General features: G+C 62.7%; 15 protein-coding genes. 7 read left to right on the top strand and 8 right to left on the bottom strand.

What is annotated here, in order from left to right:
* Positions 1-309: 309 nt before the first annotated feature.
* From rplI to HMPREF3092_RS10650, 8 genes are all read right to left on the bottom strand, one after another.
* The gene (gene rplI / locus HMPREF3092_RS10685) at positions 310-768 is read right to left on the bottom strand and encodes a 50S ribosomal protein L9 (protein WP_062022870.1); all 459 of its coding nucleotides are present in this window, start codon (positions 766-768) and stop codon (positions 310-312) included.
* 16 nt (positions 769-784) lie between these two features.
* Positions 785-1,024, bottom strand: coding sequence for a 30S ribosomal protein S18 (gene rpsR, locus HMPREF3092_RS10680; protein WP_019174237.1), 240 nt, complete (start codon positions 1,022-1,024; stop codon positions 785-787).
* A gap of 103 nt (positions 1,025-1,127) precedes the next feature.
* Positions 1,128-1,727: a single-stranded DNA-binding protein gene (locus HMPREF3092_RS10675; RefSeq protein ID WP_061944524.1), complete on the bottom strand. Its 600-nt coding sequence runs from the start codon at positions 1,725-1,727 to the stop codon at positions 1,128-1,130.
* Between the two features lie 40 nt (positions 1,728-1,767).
* The gene (gene rpsF / locus HMPREF3092_RS10670) at positions 1,768-2,058 is read right to left on the bottom strand and encodes a 30S ribosomal protein S6 (protein WP_019174235.1); all 291 of its coding nucleotides are present in this window, start codon (positions 2,056-2,058) and stop codon (positions 1,768-1,770) included.
* A 126-nt stretch (positions 2,059-2,184) separates the two neighbouring features.
* Entirely contained in the window at positions 2,185-3,477 is a 1,293-nt protein-coding gene (locus HMPREF3092_RS10665; protein WP_070424870.1) for a hypothetical protein, read from the bottom strand.
* Positions 3,478-3,480: 3 nt separating this feature from the next.
* Positions 3,481-5,727 (bottom strand): transglycosylase domain-containing protein, encoded by a 2,247-nt coding sequence (locus HMPREF3092_RS10660; RefSeq protein ID WP_070424869.1) that lies wholly within the window; start codon positions 5,725-5,727, stop codon positions 3,481-3,483.
* Between the two features lie 220 nt (positions 5,728-5,947).
* On the bottom strand, positions 5,948-7,660 hold the full coding sequence (locus HMPREF3092_RS10655) for an AMP-binding protein (protein WP_070424868.1): 1,713 nt from the start codon (positions 7,658-7,660) through the stop codon (positions 5,948-5,950).
* A 46-nt stretch (positions 7,661-7,706) separates the two neighbouring features.
* A complete protein-coding gene (locus tag HMPREF3092_RS10650; protein WP_070424867.1) occupies positions 7,707-9,224 on the bottom strand; it encodes a CCA tRNA nucleotidyltransferase in 1,518 nt (505 codons plus the stop codon).
* Positions 9,225-9,305: 81 nt separating this feature from the next.
* Here HMPREF3092_RS10650 and HMPREF3092_RS10645 point away from each other — a divergent pair, with 81 nt between their 5' ends.
* From HMPREF3092_RS10645 to HMPREF3092_RS10615, 7 genes are all read left to right on the top strand, one after another.
* Entirely contained in the window at positions 9,306-9,791 is a 486-nt protein-coding gene (locus tag HMPREF3092_RS10645) for an NUDIX hydrolase (RefSeq protein WP_019174230.1), read from the top strand.
* Positions 9,788-12,055 (top strand): DUF6049 family protein, encoded by a 2,268-nt coding sequence (locus tag HMPREF3092_RS10640; RefSeq protein WP_070424866.1) that lies wholly within the window; start codon positions 9,788-9,790, stop codon positions 12,053-12,055. Before HMPREF3092_RS10645 ends, HMPREF3092_RS10640 begins: the two co-directional genes overlap by 4 nt.
* 17 nt (positions 12,056-12,072) lie before the next feature.
* The gene (gene murJ, locus HMPREF3092_RS10635) at positions 12,073-13,701 is read left to right on the top strand and encodes a murein biosynthesis integral membrane protein MurJ (protein WP_083274374.1); all 1,629 of its coding nucleotides are present in this window, start codon (positions 12,073-12,075) and stop codon (positions 13,699-13,701) included.
* 53 nt (positions 13,702-13,754) lie between these two features.
* Entirely contained in the window at positions 13,755-15,986 is a 2,232-nt protein-coding gene (locus tag HMPREF3092_RS10630) for a hypothetical protein (protein WP_070424865.1), read from the top strand.
* 116 nt (positions 15,987-16,102) lie between these two features.
* The gene (trxB, locus tag HMPREF3092_RS10625) at positions 16,103-17,041 is read left to right on the top strand and encodes a thioredoxin-disulfide reductase (RefSeq protein ID WP_070424864.1); all 939 of its coding nucleotides are present in this window, start codon (positions 16,103-16,105) and stop codon (positions 17,039-17,041) included.
* 2 nt (positions 17,042-17,043) lie between these two features.
* Positions 17,044-17,364, top strand: coding sequence for a thioredoxin (trxA, locus tag HMPREF3092_RS10620; RefSeq protein ID WP_019174225.1), 321 nt, complete (start codon positions 17,044-17,046; stop codon positions 17,362-17,364).
* Positions 17,365-17,434: 70 nt separating this feature from the next.
* Positions 17,435-18,559: an N-acetylmuramoyl-L-alanine amidase gene (locus HMPREF3092_RS10615; protein WP_070424863.1), complete on the top strand. Its 1,125-nt coding sequence runs from the start codon at positions 17,435-17,437 to the stop codon at positions 18,557-18,559.
* Positions 18,560-18,606: the final 47 nt, after the last annotated feature.

The following is an 18,606-nucleotide window of genomic DNA, read 5'->3' as shown; positions in this document are numbered from 1 at the left end:
GTGGCCACGGCCCTTCTGGCGCCCAAACTCACGCGGTAATGCAAACTCACGCAGTAATGCAGCGCTTTAAAGCGTGAAACTGCATTACACCGCAAATCCAGCCCAGCAGCGCCACCCCAACCAGCCGGGCGCACCCACGCAACGCAAATCCAGCCAACCAACACCACCCAGCGCCCCAACCTGCCCACGCAACGCAGAAGCCGGGACCAACACCCAACGGTGTCGATCCCGGCTTGTGCTTTAAGCCAGCGGGCTAGGGCAAGCCGTTAAGGCCAATCGCCCAACCCGCCTAAGCCAGTTACCTGAAAATCAGGCCTTGCCGATCACGTCGAACTTGGCGTTCGCGGTGATTTCGTCGTGCACGCGGACGGTCGCGGTGTAGGAACCGGCCTCCTTGATGTGCTTCGGAAGGGCGATCTGGCGACGGTCGAATTCGTGACCGACGGCTTCCTTCAGTGCGTCAGCGACAGCGGTGGTCGTGACAGCACCGAACAGACGGCCGCCCTTGCCGGCCTTCATTTCGATGCGAGCGGTGGTCGCTTCAAGCTTTTCCTTGAGAGCGATTGCCTCTTCGCGGTCAGCGATCTGACGAGCCTGACGTGCCTTGCGCAGAGCTTCAACCTGCTTTTCAGCACCTGCGGTCCACAGCTGAGCCCAGCCGCGGGGCAGCAGAAGGTTGCGAGCGTAGCCAGCGCGAACGGTGACAACGTCACCAGCGGCGCCGAGGCGGTCAACTTCCTGATTCAGGATGAGTTTGATGTTTGCCATTTCAGTACCCCTCCGATCAGCGAGCTGAGCTCGTGTAGGGCAGCAGCGCCATTTCGCGGGCGTTCTTAACAGCCTTGGCGATCTTGCGCTGTTCCTGCACAGTCACACCCGTCACGCGGCGAGCACGGATCTTGCCGCGGTCAGAGATGAACTTACGCAGAGTTGCAGTGTCTTTGTAGTCGATGTAGGAAGTTTCACCCGCACCCAGCGGGTTAGCCTTCTTCTTCACCGGCTTCCGGATTTCCGGCTTTGCCATTTTTACTCCTGTTGAAAATAAGCGTCGAAACAGTCGGCGCAAAAGCTATAGGCGATAGCTAAAAGCTAAGCGCGCAGGCTGGGCCGTAACGGCCCACAGCGGATCAGAACGGAGGTTCGCTTTCAGTGGGGCTTCCCCAGCCGCCACCGCCCTGATTCTGGTTGGGGTCCGATGCAGCCCACGGGTCGTTCTGCTGGCCGCCGAAGCCGCCCTGACCACCCTGGTTGCCGCCGGGCTGTCCGCCCTGCTGGCCCCAACCGCCGCCGGTCTGCTGGCCGCCGTAGCCGCCCTGCTGACCGCCGCCGTAACCCTGACCGCCGCCCTGGAATCCACCAGAGCGTTCGACCTTCGAAACCTGTGCTTTTGCAAAGCGCAGGCTGGGTCCGATTTCGTCGACGTCGAGTTCCATGACGGTGCGACGTTCGCCTTCCTTCGTGTCGAAGGAACGCGACTTCAGGCGCCCCTGAACGATGACGCGGGTGCCGCGGCTGAGTGATTCAGCCACGTTTTCAGCGGCATCGCGCCACAGAGAGCAGCGCATGAAGAGGGTTTCGCCGTCGCGGAATTCGCCCGACTTGCGATCGAACATGCGGGGAGTCGAAGCGACCGTGAAGTTGGCAACCGCAGCACCGTTGGGCGTGAACCGAAGTTCAGGGTCCGAGGTGAGGTTGCCGACGAGTGTGATTACTGGATCTCCGGCCATTCTGACTCCTTAGCTGAGCGCTGACTGTTTTCGAAAGTGATTACTGAGCTTCGGGACGAAGGATCTTGGTGCGCAGAACAGCCTCGTTGAGGCCGAGCTGGCGGTCGAGTTCGTGTGAAGTTTCCGGCTTCGCGGTGAAGTCGACGACTACGTAGTAGCCTTCGGTCTTCTTGTTGATTTCGTAGGCGAAGCGACGGCGGCCCCACACGTCCACGTTGTCGACCGTTCCGCCGTCAGCGGCAACGACCTTGAGCAGGTTTTCAACAGTGGAGTCCACGGAACGCTCTTCGAGTTCCGGTTCCAGAATGAGCATGAGCTCGTACTTACGCACGTGTAACCCACCTCCTTTGGTCTGAAGCGGCCATGGTCTTTCCATGGCAGGAGGGTATGTGCAGTGCTTCCGTCATAGCTCAGTTCTACACCGAGGCCATGACACAAGCCATCCCATCTTAGTCGTTCAGTGCGCTTTGGCGCCACTCGGCTTGGTGCCGGAAGGCTCGCCATCGGCGTTTTTCAGGGCTCCGGCGGCAAACACCCACACCAACAGGCCGGCAAGAGCCATCCAACGCAGAGTCGTGAACACGAAAAGCCATCCGGGCGCGAGCCCCTTGCCGGGGTCAATCGCATCGGCGTCTGCCAGGTTGACCGCGATGAACAGCGCGGCCTCGGACAGCATCCAAAGGAAGTGCAGCACGAGGCTGTGCACGGCTGCCGCCGCGAACGGCACCAGCCACAGGGCCTCACCAACACCCGCCCGAGGTGCCGTCAACAACGCGGCCACCAACAGCACCGCTGTTATCGGCAGGGGGCCGGCGGGGGCGCCAGCGCGCAGGAAAAGCAGAACCGCGACAGCTGCGACGGCCGCAAAGAACACAATGAGCGCCGCCACGTTGAGCGCCGAACCTTCAGCCCTGTAGGCGGCAAGCGAGAACAGCGAACCGCGGTCAATGCCGTCGGTCAGCCACATGTGAACTCGACCGGCAATCCTGCCGTCAACTACAACAAGCGCGCCCAGGACCACCATGAACAGCCCCACCACGGTCAGGACTGACTGCGTGGATCCGCGCCGCGCCGCAGCAATGCCCCACCCAAGCAGAACAACGACAGCCAGCGGGCTGATAAGCGCGGCCACCGCAAACATGACCGCAACCAGCACCAACGCCGACAGAGGCTTGCCCGCCGACCCGCCCAGCACCTCGGCACCCGGCACCTCGGCAGCCGGGCCCTCCCCGGCCAGCACCAGCGCCCACAGGGCCAGTGCGAGACCCACCGGATCGAGCGACTGCCCGATCGAGAAGAACACCACGGGCGACAGCGCGAACACCGCAAACCACGAACGGTCCCCCAGCAGCCGCAACAGGGCCATGCCCGCCAGCAGGAACGCGGCGAAGTTCAGCACCAGCAGAATCGCCATGCTTACAGCCGGTGAAAAAACAGAGCCCGCACCGGCAGCAAACCAATCGGCGGCAGGGCTGATCAGTGCAGAGCCCGTACGGCCGGGCGCTTCCGGCCAAGTGGTACCCAACAGGTCGTTGGCGATGGGGGACGCGCACATGCGGTAGGACGCGTGCGGCATGTCCCAGCCGGCCGCAATGCACGGCACCTGCCGCAGAATGCCTGCAAGCCCCACACATCCCAGCAGAACAAGCGATGCCATCGCCTGAAAACGCAGGTAACCCCTGCCGGGTGCACCGAGGAACTTTCCTCGACCGCCCAGCAGGGGTGCTGCGATATCAGCCGGTGACCGCATGAATCAGTTGCCGCCCGATGAATCCGAATCACGCTTCTTCGGCTTGTCCGGCTTCGGTTCCTTAGGCTTCTTAGGCTTTTCGGGCTTCGGCTTTTCCGGTTCCTTCGGCTTGTCGTTCTCCTTCGGCGGCTCCTTCTTGTCGCCCTCGTCCGGCTTGGAGTCTTCGTTCGAATCCTCGACTTCCGGAGCCTTCGTTTCCTTAGGCTTTTCTTCCTTCTTCTGTTCCTTCTTCTTGGTGCTCGGACGGTCGTAGTTGCGCTGCACCGGTGCGCTGCGCGACCCGCCACTCTTGTTCTTCGGCTTTTCAACATCCGGCAGTTTGCCGCGCTTGGGGAACTTCTCGACGTCCATGCCCTTCATGGCGCCCTGCATGTAGCTCGTCCACGCGATCGTGGGGTACGAACCACCCGTAATGGATCCACGGCCGCCGTAGGCGCCGATCTCGATGGGCTTGCCCTTGTCGTCATAGCGGAAGATCGACACCGCCGTCGCCAGCTGCGGGGTGTAGCCGACGAACCAAGCCGACTTCGACTCGTTCGACGTACCGGTCTTACCGGCAACCGGACGGCCGAGGTTCGACGCGTAGCTGCCCGAACCGCCCTGCACCACGCGGCTGAGCGCATAGGTGGTTTCGGCCATGACGTTCTTGTCGAACTTCCTTTCGCCCTTCGTGTCGGGCTTGTACAGCGATTCGCCTTCGGGGTTGACCACTTCGACGACAAAGTGCGGTGTGCGCTGCACACCCTCAGCGGCGAACGTTGCAAACGCTCCGGCCATCTGCAGGGTGGTGGGGCTTGCGGTGCCGAGCACGTTCGAGGCGTTGGAGTCCAGACCCTGCGTGTTCTCCGGCAGGCCGGCGCGCACTGCGACGTCCTTTGTCTTGTCCGGGCCCACGTCGATGTTGAGCTGCGCGTAGGCGGTGTTGATCGAACTCTGGGTTGCCTTCAGCAGCGTCACTTGGCCGTAGCTGGCGCCGCCGTAGTTTTTCGGGGTCCACGTGCCGCCGCCTGGCCGCTGGAACGTCTGCGCCGAACCGGTGAACGAGTCGCTCAGCGTAAAGCCGTTTTCCAGACCGGCCACCAGGGTGAACGGCTTGAAGGTCGAACCTGCCTGTGCGGTGTCCTGCGTGGATGCGTTGTGCATCCGCTTGAAGTAGTCCTTGCCGCCGTAGATCGCGCGGACTTCGCCGGTCTTGGGGTCAACCGAGGACAGCCCGACGTGCATACCGGCTTTGAGTTCCGGCAGGTTTTCCACGGACTTGACCGCGGACTTCATCATCTTCTTGTCGATGCCGGTCTCAATCTTCAGGCCGCCGCGGTCAATCTGTTCGTCGGTCAGTCCGCCGGCAGTCTTCAGTTCATGGCGCACGGCGTCCATGAGGTAGCCGGTCTGGCCCTTGCGTTCGTTGTCAGACTTGGGCTTCTTGAATTCGGGGAGTTCGACCTTGTAGGCCTGTTCCTGCGTCAGGTAGCCCAGATCGACCATGTTGTCGATGACGTAGTCGAAGCGCTCCTGCAGGCGCGAAGGGTCTTCGGCCGGGTCTTGTGCGCCCGGCGTCTGGATCATCGCCGCGAATGCTGCGGCTTCTTCGACCGTGAGGTCTTTAGCGTCCTTGTGGAAATAGGACTGTGAGGCCACCTGCACGCCGTAGCTGCGACGGCCCAGGTAGATGGTGTTGAGGTAGTTCGCCATGATCTGGTCCTTGGACAGTTCCTGGTCCAATTTGATGGCGATGAACATCTCCTTGACTTTGCGCTGCAGGGAGAATTCGTTCGTCAGGTAGTAGTTCTTGACGTACTGCTGGGTGATTGTGGAACCACCGCCGGCGTAGTCATTGGTGATGATGCCGACTGCTGCTCGGAAGATGCCCTTGATCGAAATGCCGCGGTTTTCGTAGAAGGTTTTGTCTTCGGCGGCCTGTGCGGCGTATGCCATGTTCGGCGAGATCTCTTCGGGCTTGAGGATCTCGCGGTTTTGGTCTTTGAAAGTGCCGATGACGTCCTTGCCGCCCTTGTAGTAGACGTGGGAAGTCTGGCCGGCGGCTTCGGCGTTGGGTTCGGGGATGGGTGTGAGGGCGTAGCCGATGGTGAAGCCGGCAATAGCCAGCAGAAACGCACCGAGCAGGCCGAAGCCCCACAGGCGCGCAGACGGCAGCCAACGCGTCCAGCCCTTCTTGTTTTTTCTCGGATAGTTCAGGAAGCGGCTGGCACTGGAACTCTTTGCCGCTGCCTTTCGCTTAGCAGTGGACACAGTTTTCCCCCAATACGAACAGACAGATCATTTCAGTCAACCACAGTTGACTGGGAGTCGTCCTACAAATGTGCCGAATTTCATTCGGCCTGTTTGATTCCTGTGACGCATCTCAATCACGAGGCGCCGCCCACCTTCCCGCTGCCCTCCCCCAGCTGCCGCTGGCCCGGACACAACGAAGGGCCGGTGCACGGTGCACCGGCCCTTCGCTTAAGCCCAGTCAGCCCTTGAGTCCGGGGAAGTCGGTGTCTGCCCATTCCTGGGCGGTGACGGTGGCTTCGCCGAATTCGGGGTGGAGTTCGAGTTCGCGGGTGCGCAGCTCCACACGGCGGATCTTGCCGGAGATAGTCTTGGGCAGTTCCGTGAATTCGATGCGGCGGATGCGCTTGTACGGTGCGAGCGTTTCGCGGCAGAACTTCAGAATCGACTCTGCCGTGGCCGCGGTGGGCTCCCAGCCCGGCGCCAGAACGACGTACGCCTTGGGCACTGCAAGACGGACGGGGTCCGGGGACGGGACGACGGCGGCTTCGGCGACCGCTTCGTGTTCGATGAGTGCGGATTCGAGTTCGAACGGCGAGAGCCGGTAGTCGCTTGCCTTGAAGACGTCGTCGGCGCGGCCGACGAACGTGATGTAGCCGTTTTCGTCTTTCGCTGCGACGTCGCCGGTGTGGAAGACACCGTCGTAGAAGGCTTCGGCGGTTTTGACTTCATCACCCCAGTAGCCCTTCGTGATGCCGACCGGGCGCGGGTCGAGGATTGCGCAGACTTCGCCTTCATCGCCGAGTTCGCCGGTGGCGGGGTCGCGCAGCACGATGTCGTAGCCGGGCAGCGGGCGGCCCATGGAGCCGGGAACCATTTCCTGGCCGGGCGAATTGCCCACCATGAGCGTGGTTTCGGTCTGGCCGAAGCCGTCGCGGATGTCGGTGCCCCATTCGGCGCGCACACGGGAAATGACTTCCGGGTTGAGTGGTTCGCCGGCGGACATGGTCTTCTGCGGCGGGGTGGGCAGCAGGCTGAGGTCGGCGTGGATGAGCATGCGCCACACGGTTGGCGGGGCGCAGAAGCTGGTAACGCCCACCCGTTCCATGGTCTTCATGAGCGCCGCCGCGTCGAAGCGGCCGTAGTTGTAGATGAAGATGCAGGATTCTGCGATCAGCGGGGTGAACAGGTTCGACCACGCGTGCTTAGCCCAGCCGGGGGACGAAATGTTGAGGTGGATGTCGCCGGGCTCCATGCCGATCCAGTACATGGTCGACAGGTGTCCCACGGGGTAGGACGTGTGGGTGTGGGCGACCATCTTCGCCTTCGACGTGGTGCCGGAGGTGAAGTACAGCAGCAGGAGGTCGTCGGCTTTTGTCACGCCGTCTGCCTGGAAGTCTTCCGAGGCGCCGGCCGAGTCTGCGTAGGAAAGGTCTTGTTCGCGCTGGGGTTCACCGCCGACGACGATCCGCTTGAGGTCGACTGAAACATCGTCGAACTTCGCGGCTGAGGGTGCTTCGACGACGACGTACTGTGCTTTGCCGCGGTCGGCGCGGTCCTGCAGGTCGATGGGGCCCAGCTGGACGGTAGTGGGCATCAGCACAGCACCGAGTTTGATGCCGGCGAGCATGGTTTCCCACAGTTCGACCTGGTTGTTGAGCATGACCATCACGTGGTCGCCGCGCTTAACACCGGCTTCGCGGAGGAAGTTGGCCACCTGGTTGGAGCGGCGGCGCAGAGTGTCATAGGAGTAGATGTTCTCCTGACCGTCTTCTTCGACGATCCACAGTGCCGGGTTGTCGTTGCCTTCGGCTACCTGATCGAACCAGTCCAGTGCGAAGTTGAACTCTTCAAAGCGCGGCCAGGTGAATTCACGGCGTGCTGCTTCGAGGTCGGTCCGGTACCGCAGAAGCGTGTCGCGGGCTTCGCGGAAGGTGGTGGTGACATCGCTCATGTGCGATTCTCCTTCTGTGATCTGGGCCTCTTTGCCAGATCTAAGACTAGCCCGCCTCGGGTTGTTCTGCCCACCAGGCCAGCAGAGCGGCCTTGGCCGTTTCAAAATCGGTCGGCCCGTTCTCCATCCGCAGCTCCAGCATGTGCTTATACGCCCGGCCAACAACCGGCCCGGGTGTGATGCCGAGGATCTCCATGATCTGCTGTCCGTCGAGGTCAGGCCGGATGGCGTCGAGCTTTTCCTGCTTCTGCAGGTTCTCGATGCGCCGCTCGAGGTCGTCATAGGCCCGCGCCAGACGGTCTGCCTTGCGTTTGTTGCGGGTGGTGACATCGCTGCGGGTCAGGATGTGCAGGCGGGTCAGCTGATCGCCGGCATCAGTGACGTAGCGGCGCACAGCCGAATCGGTCCACCCGGCATCGCCGTATCCGTAGAAGCGCAGGTGCAGCTCCACCAGGCGAGCCACCCGCTTGGTCGTGGCGTTGTCGAAGGCGAGCGCACGCATCCGCCTGCGTACGAGCTTCGCGCCGACAACATCGTGGTGGTAGAAGGTGACCGCACCGTTGGGTTCAAAGCGGCGGGTGTCGGGTTTGCCGATGTCGTGCATGAGCGCGGCAAAGCGGACCGTGAAGTCCGGGACTGAGATTCGCAGCTGCGAATCGGCCGGCAGCGGTTCATCGGCATCGTCGTCTTCTGCTGCCGCGGCATCGGCTTCGGCCTGTTTGCGGGCGTAGCGCTCTTCAAGTTCAACGGCCTGGCGCAGCACCGTCAGCGAATGCCAGTAGACGTCCTTGTGGCGGCCGTGTTCATCCTTTTCTTCCCGCAGGCGTGCAACCTCTGGCAGGAAGACATCCGCGAGACCGGTGACCACCAGCAGGTCGATCCCCTTCCACGGTGCTTTTCCGCAGATGAGTTTGACCAGTTCGTCTTTGATCCGTTCAGCCGACACGATGTCCATCCGGCCGGCCATGTCGGTCATGGCCTCGCGGACGTCATCGGCGACCTCGAAGTCCAGCTGGGATGTGAAGCGGGCCGCCCGCATCATGCGCAGCGGGTCATCGCTGAAGGAGTCCTCCGCTTTGCCGGGTGTGCGAATCCGGCCGGCGGTCAGATCTTCCAGACCGCCGAACGGGTCAACGAAGACTCGGCCGGGCAGGCGCACCGCCATCGCGCCGATCGTGAAATCACGGCGCACAAGATCGTCATCGAGATTGTCGCCGAAGGCCACAACGGGTTTGCGGGACTCAGAGTCATAGCTTTCAGCCCGATACGTGGTGATCTCAATCTGGAAGCCCTTCTTGACCATCCCGATGGTCCCGAACTTCTTGCCGATATCCCACCACGTGTCCGCCCAGTCGCGGATCAGCCGCACAATGTCATCCGGCCTGGCGTCCGTCGTGAAGTCGAGGTCCAGCATGTCCCGACCCAGCAGAGCATCGCGCACAGAGCCGCCCACCAAAGCCAGTTCAAAACCGGCATCGGCAAAGGTCCGGCCCAGAGGACCGAGCACATCGTCCAGTTTCTCGAGTGCCTCGCTCAGTCGAATGTGCGCTGTCGCTGCGTCCACGCAGACCTCCTTTTTTGTCCCGTACAAGGGTACCCGCGCGCTCACAGAAGCCGCGGAGGCCCGAACGGTAGGGTAGATCCCATGATTCGACCGCTTCCCAAACCGGGCCCGTTCCCGGTTCGCTCGCAGGCTGTGGAGGAAACCTCCGCCGGCGGGCTCGTGGTCGATTTTTCATCCCCCGGCCGCGAAGTCGCGGTCATCGCCCGCATCAACCGCGCCGGCAGACTCGAATGGTGCCTGCCCAAGGGCCACCTGGAAGCAGGCGAAACACCCGCCCAGGCCGCCCGCCGCGAAGTCGCGGAAGAAACCGGCATAGAGGGCAAAGTCATCGCGCCCTTAGGCAGCGTCGACTACTGGTTCTCCGCGGCCGGGTTCCGCATCCACAAGGTCGTCCACCACTTCCTGCTGCGCGCAGTAGGCGGGGAACTCACTGTCGAAAACGACCCCGATCACGAGGCGGTGGCAGCCGAGTGGGTCCCCTACGCTGATCTTGGCGAACGACTGTCATTCGCCAACGAACGCCGTATAGCGCTCGCCGCCAGCCGACTCCTGCGATACCCGTCATGAAGATCATCCGCCCGATCGCCGCAGCAGCTGCCGCGGCACTGACAGTCCTGCTGGGAACCACTCCCCTGCCCACCCCAGCGCACGCCCAGCCGGCACAGGAGCAGAGCTCCGCCTCGGCAGAAGAAAAAGACAGCGCCCCCGCCCAGAAGCCCGGTGTCGAGATCACCTCGATCACCCCGTGGCTGGATGACAAGGGCACCCTGTCCATCAGCGGGAACGTGCGCAGCGGTGAGGCGGACCTCAAGACACCCACGCTGCAGGTGGGTATGTCCACCCAGATCCTCAACTCCACCGACTCCGTCAACGCGTGGGCAGACAGAGCCAATCCCCACAGGACGCTGACGACAATCGCCCCGAGCTTCAAACCAGAAGACGGCGATGACGCCATCACAGCAGCCCCGCTGCCGGGGACCATCAAAGCCAACAGCACGGCCCGCTTCAGCGTGACCATTCCGGCCGCAAAGCTGGGCCTGTCAGCCAAAAAGCCGCTCTCCACGTGGGGTGCGCGCGGCATCCGCGTTGCCGCCACAACAGAAGCCGGGCCCTTCGGGGAACCGACAACGGCCTACACCACGTGGTACCCCAACCCGAAGATCGACCACACCAAGCTCGGGGTGATCATCCCCGCGACCATCACCCGGTTCGGCCTCGACGGAAAGTACATCCCCCAAGACCTCGAAAAAGCCGCCGCGGGCGGAGAACTCCGCGACCTGCTCGACGCTATGAAAAAAGCCCCGGATGCCGCGATCGCCCTCGATCCGCGCCTGGTGGTCAGCATCAGCAGCACTCTGGAAACCCAACAGGCCCCAGAAGAAACAGAAGCGCCCGACTCAGATGGAGAGAGCGAGTCGAAACCGGGCAGCTACACAGAACTCGAAGCGTTTTGGGACGAATTCCGGGAAGAGCTCACCAAACACGACATCATCCCGCTGCCCTACGCTGACGCCGACCTGCGCAGCATCCGCGCCGTGGGCGAAGACAAGCTGGCCGAAACGGCACAAGCCGCCTCTCGCCAGATCACAGAAGCGGTTCCCGAACTCGAAGGCAACGGCAGAATTCTGCGCTACTCCTGGCCGGCAGCGGCGGGAGCCGACAGCAAACACCTCGACACCTTCCACTCGACCGGGCACGACGCCCTGCTGCTGAGCGAAGACCAGCTGCCAGCAGAAACTTCGTACACATCGAACGCCCGGGCCCGCATCACCGCTGACGATGTCGGATCCAACATCCCGGTGCTCGTCACCAACCGCGACCTCAACGAAGCCCTCGGCATCACCCAGGCAACGCGGACAGGCGACGACACACCCGGCGAAGCTGACGGCGTCGACGATCCTGAGGCTCAGCCCAGCGAGCGCCCCCACTCCCCCAGAACAGCCGAAGACATCAGCCGCACCATCGCACTGACCGCAGCCATCACCTCGGAACGGCCCTTCGACCAGCGCTCCATCCTCATGAGCCTGCCCCGCCACACAGCAGAAGCAGACTGGGCAGACCTGGCAGCCATGCCGGAAGACCTCCCGTGGCTTGACCCCATCAGGCTGCCGCAGCTGGAGAAAAGCGAAGAATCCGACCGTGGGGCCTTCGTCACCGCGCAGAAGACAACCCTGCCGGCCCCTACGCTGGCGCCCCTGCCCGGCCTGTACACAGACATCGGCGTCTTCGATTCGCTTTTCGCCAACCCCACAGAAGCCCGCACCGCCGATTCGCGCATGCTCCTGACCTGCGCATCCGTCGGCTGGCAGAATCAACCCGCAGATCTTGACGAATGCGTCGAAAGCGCTACCAAAGCTGCCGAAGGCTTCGGCGGGCGAATCGGCATCGAGCAGGGTTCAACCGTCCTGCTGGTCACCGGGGAATCGACCACAATCCCGATCACGGTGCACAACAATTCGACCCGCGAAGCCGAACTCTCCGTCAACCTGCGCCCCCAAACAGCACAGCTGCAGGCCGAAACCTCACCCACCCAGACCATCGGCCCGGGCGAACACGCCCGCTTCACCGTCCCCGTCAAAGGCATCGCCAACGCCGACGTGCCCGGCCGCATCAACCTCATCGCAGCTGACGGCACCACAATCCCCACCGACGAAGAAATGCTCGTGCGCGTCCGCGCTGACTGGGAGAACATCGGCACCGCCATCGTCGGCACCGGACTGGCCATCGTGTTCGTCGTCGGCCTGTACTTCTCCGTCCGCCGCGGCCGCCCCAAGATCCCCCAAAGCCAACTCGAAGCGGCCATGGCGCGCGCAGAAAGCCAAAACGACTAGTCCCCCTGAGGAGTTTTGTGAGCACATCAAAAGCAGCGTCATTCGCCAAATCCTCAGCGATCATGGGAGCCGGAACCCTCGTCTCCCGCATCCTGGGGCTGGCCAAGACCATGCTGCTGACCGTGGCCATCGGCGTCACGATCGGCGGTGCCGCTGACGCCTTCGACGTTGCCAACAAAATTCCCAACAACCTCTACATGCTGTTGGCCGGCGGAGTGCTCAACGCCGTCCTCGTCCCGCAGATTGTCCGCGCGGCAGAACAGCCCGACGGCGGCAAGGACTACACCGACAGACTGCTGACCCTGTCGATCCTGCTGCTGGGCGGGCTGACCATCATCGCCACCGCGGCGGCCCCGGTGCTCATCTGGCTGTACTCATCATCCACGTGGTCAGCCGAACAGACCTCACTGGCCGTCGCCTTCGCCTTCTGGTGCCTGCCTCAGCTGTTCTTCTACGGCCTGTACACAATGCTCGGCCAAGTGCTCAACGCCAATTCGTCCTTCGGGCCCTACATGTGGGCGCCGGTTCTGAACAACGTTGTGGCCATCGCCGGACTGATCGTGTTCATCTGGATGTTCGGCCCCGGCTCCGAAGGCCAACACCCCGTGGGCGAATGGACCGGGCCCATGATCGTCGTACTCGCCGGATCCGCAACACTCGGCGTGGTCTCCCAGGCCCTCGTTCTGATCTGGCCGCTGAAACGCATGGGCTTCCGCTACACACCCCGCTTCAATTTCCGAGGCGTCGGGCTCGGCACAGCCGCGCGTGTTGCCGGCTGGACCTTCGGTGCGCTGGTCGTGGGCCAGCTGGGCTTCCTCGTGATTTCCCGCGCGGCTGCGCTGGGCACATCCCAAGGCGGCGAAGTCAGCGCCTCAAACGCCGCATACACAATCTCCTACCTGATCTTCATGCTGCCGCACTCACTCGTCGCGGTATCACTCGCAACAGCACTCTTCACACCGCTGTCAAAATACGCTGCAGCCGACGACACCGCCGCCGTGAAAGACAGCTTCCGCACCGGGGTGAACCTCGTCGGCCTGGTCAACATGTTCTTCACCGCAGCCTTCATCGCACTGGCCGGGCCTGCCGCCATGGTCGTCGGCGGGGCGGGCTTCGAACAGGCCCGAGCGCTCAGCCTGGTCATCATCGCCATGATCATCGGACTGGTCCCCTTCAGCGCCAACTACCTGCTGCAGCGGGTGTTCTACGCCTACGAAGACGCCAAAACCCCGTTCTGGATCAACCTGCCCCAAGTGGTGCTGACCTCCATCGGCGTGATCCTTTCCGCCCTCTTCCTGCCCCGCCACCTGATCGTTGCCGGCATCGGCCTGTCAATGAGCACCGGCTACACCATCGCAATGCTGCTGTCGTTCATCCTGCTGCACAAGAAGATCGGCAACCTCGGCGGCAAGCGGATCGTGTTCGCTCACCTCAAATTCACCGTGGCAGCTGCCCTATCCGGTGTCATCGGCGCATTCCTGCTGAGCCGACTGGGCGACTTCTGGGCAACCCGGGCAACCGCGTTCATCACCGCGGCCGGCATCGGCATGATCATGCTGATCATCTACTTCGGCATCTGCTGGGCCCTGCGCGTTCCGGAACTCCGCTCACTCATCACCACGGTCCGGGCCAAACTCGGCCGCTGATCTTCTTTTCAGACAATGGCGGTTAGAATCAAAAGCCACAGAACACACGGGAGGTGGGACAGCTGACAAGCGCAGACCGCGGCACAGTCATCGCCGACCGCTACGTCATATCGGAAGTGCTCCGGCCCTGGCTTCCCGACCACCCGGAAGCAGGCCAGGTCAACCTCGGCCTCGACGCTGTCCTCGACACCCCCGTCATCGTCTACACCGCCCATGAAGACACCGCGGCCGGCCTCTTCAGCACCGCCAACCGCGCCGCCCTGCTGGCTGATCCGCGCATCCCCGCCATCACAGATGTCGGCATGCAGGACGACCTCGTGTACATCGTGTGCGAACGCACCGGCGGCACCCCTCTGTCGAAAATGCTCGCGGGCGGACCCCTCACGGTCGACCAGGCAACAGCCGTCGTCGGCGAAGTCGCCACAGCACTCACCCACGCCGACAAACGCGGCCTGCACCACCTGATGCTCGGCCCCGAATCCGTTGCGGTCACCCCCGAAGGCGAAGTCATCATCCGCGGAGTCGGCATCGATGCCGCAGTCGCCGACGCCGTCGAAGACCTCGAACTCGACATGCTCACGTCCAGCCGCGCTGCCCGCCGCGACGCCCTGGACATCATCAACATCTTCTACGCCGCAATCACCGGCCACTGGCCCGACGACCACGGCCGGGCCGGCCTTCCCGCAGCCGGACGCAAAAACCGCCGCATCACACCCGTCGGCGCTTTCACGAACGACCTTTCCGACGACCTCGAAGTATTCCTCTCCGGGGTTGTCGGCGGCACCGACCCCGGCCCCCGCTCCCCCAGCGAAATCGTTCGCTACCTGGGCGAATGGGACACAGGCCTTCTGACCGAACTGCCGCAGCTGTCCCGCACAGAAAGCGAACTGTTCGCCGAAAGCGCCGGCCCCACACACCCAGAACCCGACGAAGTCGCACCGGAAGCCAGCGCATCCGACGCCCAGATGGCCAACGCCTGGGCCCGCATCGGGCTTGTGCGCCCCGGAGTTTCCGGCGCCGCCGCCGGCGTCAACGGAAGCGGCGTCACCCCCTATGACGACCGCATGAAAATGGCGAAAGCCACCCGCTTCCCGCTGTCGCCCGACCAGCTGAGCGGCAAACCCGAATGGACCGCCGAAGACTCGACGCCAAGCACCGTCAGCGCGCACGATCCCAACCTCACCGCGCCCATCATGCGCCGTGACGAATCAGACCCCACCACGCAGGCCATGCCCATCGTCCACGAACCCGAAGAACCCGCCGCGGACGACGGCGACGGTTCATGGTTCCTGGGTGGAATGTTCCAAACCCGCGAACAGGAATACGCGCGTCAGCGCGCCGAATACGATCACGAACGCCGCCTGCGCGAACACGCCCGCCAGCGCGCCGAAGAAGCACAGGCAGCAGAACGCGCCCAGGCGACAGACAACCAGCCGGCCCAGCAGCCGGCTGAAGCGCGACCGCAGGCACCCATCGTCAAAAGCGCCCCAGCGGCCACACCGGCACCCAACCAAACCAAACGCACAGCGGCAGGAACCGGCGCTGCGGCAGCCGGCGGCACCTCGGCGGCAGCTGGTGCTGCGGCCAGCAGTGCCGCAGCCCGCAGCACTGCCAGCGGTTCCGCAGCCGGCACCTCGGCAGCTGCGAAAGCCCAGAACAGCCAAACCAAGCGTTCAAAGAAGGGACGCGGACCCGTCTACACGGCACTCGCGCTCATCACCGCCGGCATCATCGTGCTGGTGATCGCAATCATCTGGATGTATGACGCCCGCGGCGGCGACACCGACACTGCGACCCCACAGCCGGCACCCGAAACCAGCACACCGGCACCCGCCGAAACGCAGGAAGCAGCTGAACCGGTCAAGGTGAAGATCACCAAGGCCAAACCACTCGACCCGCAAGGCGATGGAACGGAAAACAACGCGGCAGCCAAGAACGTCCTCAAAAAGAAGGGCGAATGGACCTCCGACCGCTACAACACGCCCGAATTCGGCGGACTCAAAGACGGCCTCGGCCTCGAACTGACTCTGGAAGGCGAACAGAAGCTCACCAAGGTCATACTCGACTCCAAAGCCAAGGGCGGTTCCTACGAAATCCGGGTGGGCGACGACCCCGAAGACGCCAAAACCATCGGCACCGGCGAATTCGGCAAGAAGACCGAAGTCGAATTCGACAAACCCGTCGAAGCCGACAGCTTCTACGTGTGGATCACCGAACTGCCCACCTACGAAGGCAATTCCAGGGCGGCCTTCAGCCGCATCACCGCCTACGCAGAAGAAAACTGAGACCGGCATCGCAGGCGGTACTCCACAGCACTGGAATAACACCCCAAACACCATCGTTGACCCAAAAGAAGATAACCGCCGGTGGCAAGCCGGAAACGCTTCCAAGGAGAACACCCGTGACCAATAAGAAGCTCATCATCGTGGGCTCCGGACCAGCCGGATACACCGCCGGCGTCTATGCCGCCCGCGCCGGATTCGAACCGCTCATCATCGCCGGCTCAGTCACCGCCGGCGGTGAACTGATGAACACCACTGACGTCGAGAACTTCCCCGGTTTCCCCGAAGGCATCCTCGGCCCAGACCTCATGGAGAACATGCGTCAGCAGGCTGAGCGCTTTGGAGCGGAAGTCATGTACGACGATGTCAAGACCATCGACTTCTCCCCCGGCGCACACCGCCTGACCACCGAAATGGGCGAAGAGTTCACAGCTGAGGCCGTCATCCTCGCGACTGGTTCGGCTTACCGCGAACTGGGCCTGGACAACGAAAAGGCACTCACCGGCAAGGGCGTCAGCTGGTGTGCAACCTGCGATGGCTTCTTCTTCAAGGACCAGCACATCGCGGTGGTTGGCGGCGGCGATTCCGCAATGGAAGAAGCAACCTTCCTGTCGCGCTTCGCTTCAAAGGTCACCCTCATCCACCGCCGTCAGGGCTTCAGCGCATCGCACGCAATGGTCAAGCGTGCCGAAAGCGACCCCAAGATCGAATTCCTGCTCGACGCCGAAGTCTCCGCAGTGCACGGCGACGACAAGCTCACGGGAGTCACCGTGCGCAGCACCGCCAACGGTTCGGAGTCCGCACTCGACGTCACCGGCCTGTTCATCGCAATCGGCTCCGACCCCCGCACAACCCTGTTCAAGGATCAGCTCGACCTGCACGACAACGGCTACATCAAGGTCGACGGACGGTCGTCGCGCACCAGCATCGAAGGTGTCTTCGCTGCCGGCGACGTCGTAGACTCGGTGTACCGTCAGGCCGTCACAGCAGCCGGATCGGGCTGTGCAGCAGCCCTCGACGCTGAAAAGTATCTGGCCGACCGCGCCGATAAGGAGTAATCATGTCTCAAGAAGTCACTGACGCCGATTTCGAGGCGGAAGTCCTCAAGCACGACAAACCCGTCCTCGTCGACTTCTGGGCCCCGTGGTGCGGCCCCTGCCGCCAGGTTGGCCCGATTGTCGACCAGATCGGCGAAGAGAACGCCGACAAACTCAAGGTCGTCAAACTCAACACGGACGACAACATGAAGACCGCCGCCGAGTACGGCATCACCGGCATTCCCGCCATGTATGTCTTCAAGGACGGCAAAGTCGTCAAGGAGATCGTCGGCGCCCGGCCTAAGCCGGCGCTTGAAGAAGAGCTCGCCGAATTCATCGGCTGATCTTCACAGATCACTGTTCAGGCGCCCAATGTAAACTCATTGGGCGCCTTGCACGTTATCGGAAGAGTTTATGGACACCTTTTTTTCGCACGGGAACAGCGATCCCATCATCGCGGTGACCAAAGGCCACCTGAGCCGTTTGGGCTACAAGGTGGGTGATGCAGACGACCCCGTATTCGATCATGAGTTCGAATCAGGTCTGCGTCAGTTCCAGCAGGATCGCGGGATCGTTGTCGACGGAGTGCTGGGAAAGGAGTCTCTTGACGAAATCGAGCTGGCTCGCTTCCGCCTGGGCGACCGCATTCTGAAATATGATCCCAGCCGCCCGCAGGTAGGTGATGACGTTGCTGACCTGCAGAAACGTCTTGCAAACCTCGGTCTGCTCACCGCGCGGATCAACTTTCGGTTCGAAGACGCTACGGATTCTGCCGTGCGCAGTGCCCAGCGGCAACTGGGCCTGAACCCCGACGGCGTGGTCGGACCGAAGACCATCAAGGCTCTCAACGACGTTCACCGAGACCACGCAGTCGGCAACCTGTTCAATCTGACCGAGCGCGCACGGGTGAAGTCCCTCGGCCCGTCTCTGGCTGGTCAGGTCATTGTTCTGGAATCAGCTGCGTCATACCGCCACTTCCCCACTCAGGAATTCACTCCCGCACAGGCTGAGTTCGAGCGTCGCATCAGCGACGACATTGCCCGTCGTGTTGACGGTCGACTCACTGCCATGGGTGCCGCTGTCGTACACGCAGCGAATGACAACCCGCGGATTGCAGACGATCTCCGGGCATCGGCGCTGATTTCCATTGCACAGGACAACAGCCCCTCTCCCCTGCCCAACGGCGTTGCCACGTACTACTTCGGATCTACCAAGACACCGTCGATTTTCTCCCCTGTTGGCAGGGAACTGGCAAACCTTGTTTCACGTGAAATTGCATCGCGCACTCCCCTGCTGGACTGCCGATCGCACGCGAAGTCATGGGAATCTCTGCGCGTTTTGAACACTCCGAAGATCTACGTGCTTGCCGGCTACGCCAGCAATGAGCACGATCATGCTCTTCTCGAGGACGCGGACGTCCGGGCAGACCTTGCCGAAGCTATTGTCGCTGCAGTACAGCGGCTTTTCCTCACAGAACAGAACGACTACGACACGGGAACACTCGATTTGAGTAACGTCCCGTGGGCGTCGCGCTCCTAAGGCTCCGCAAAAGCGCTTACAGGCAATAGAAAAGGCCGGCACCGTGT

The sequence above is a fragment of the Brevibacterium sp. HMSC24B04 genome (assembly GCF_001806835.1).
GTDB classification, from domain to species: Bacteria; Actinomycetota; Actinomycetes; order Actinomycetales; family Brevibacteriaceae; genus Brevibacterium; species Brevibacterium ravenspurgense.
The sequence above is the reverse complement of the archived record's forward strand: the minus strand, read 5'-3'. Positions and strand labels throughout refer to the sequence as shown.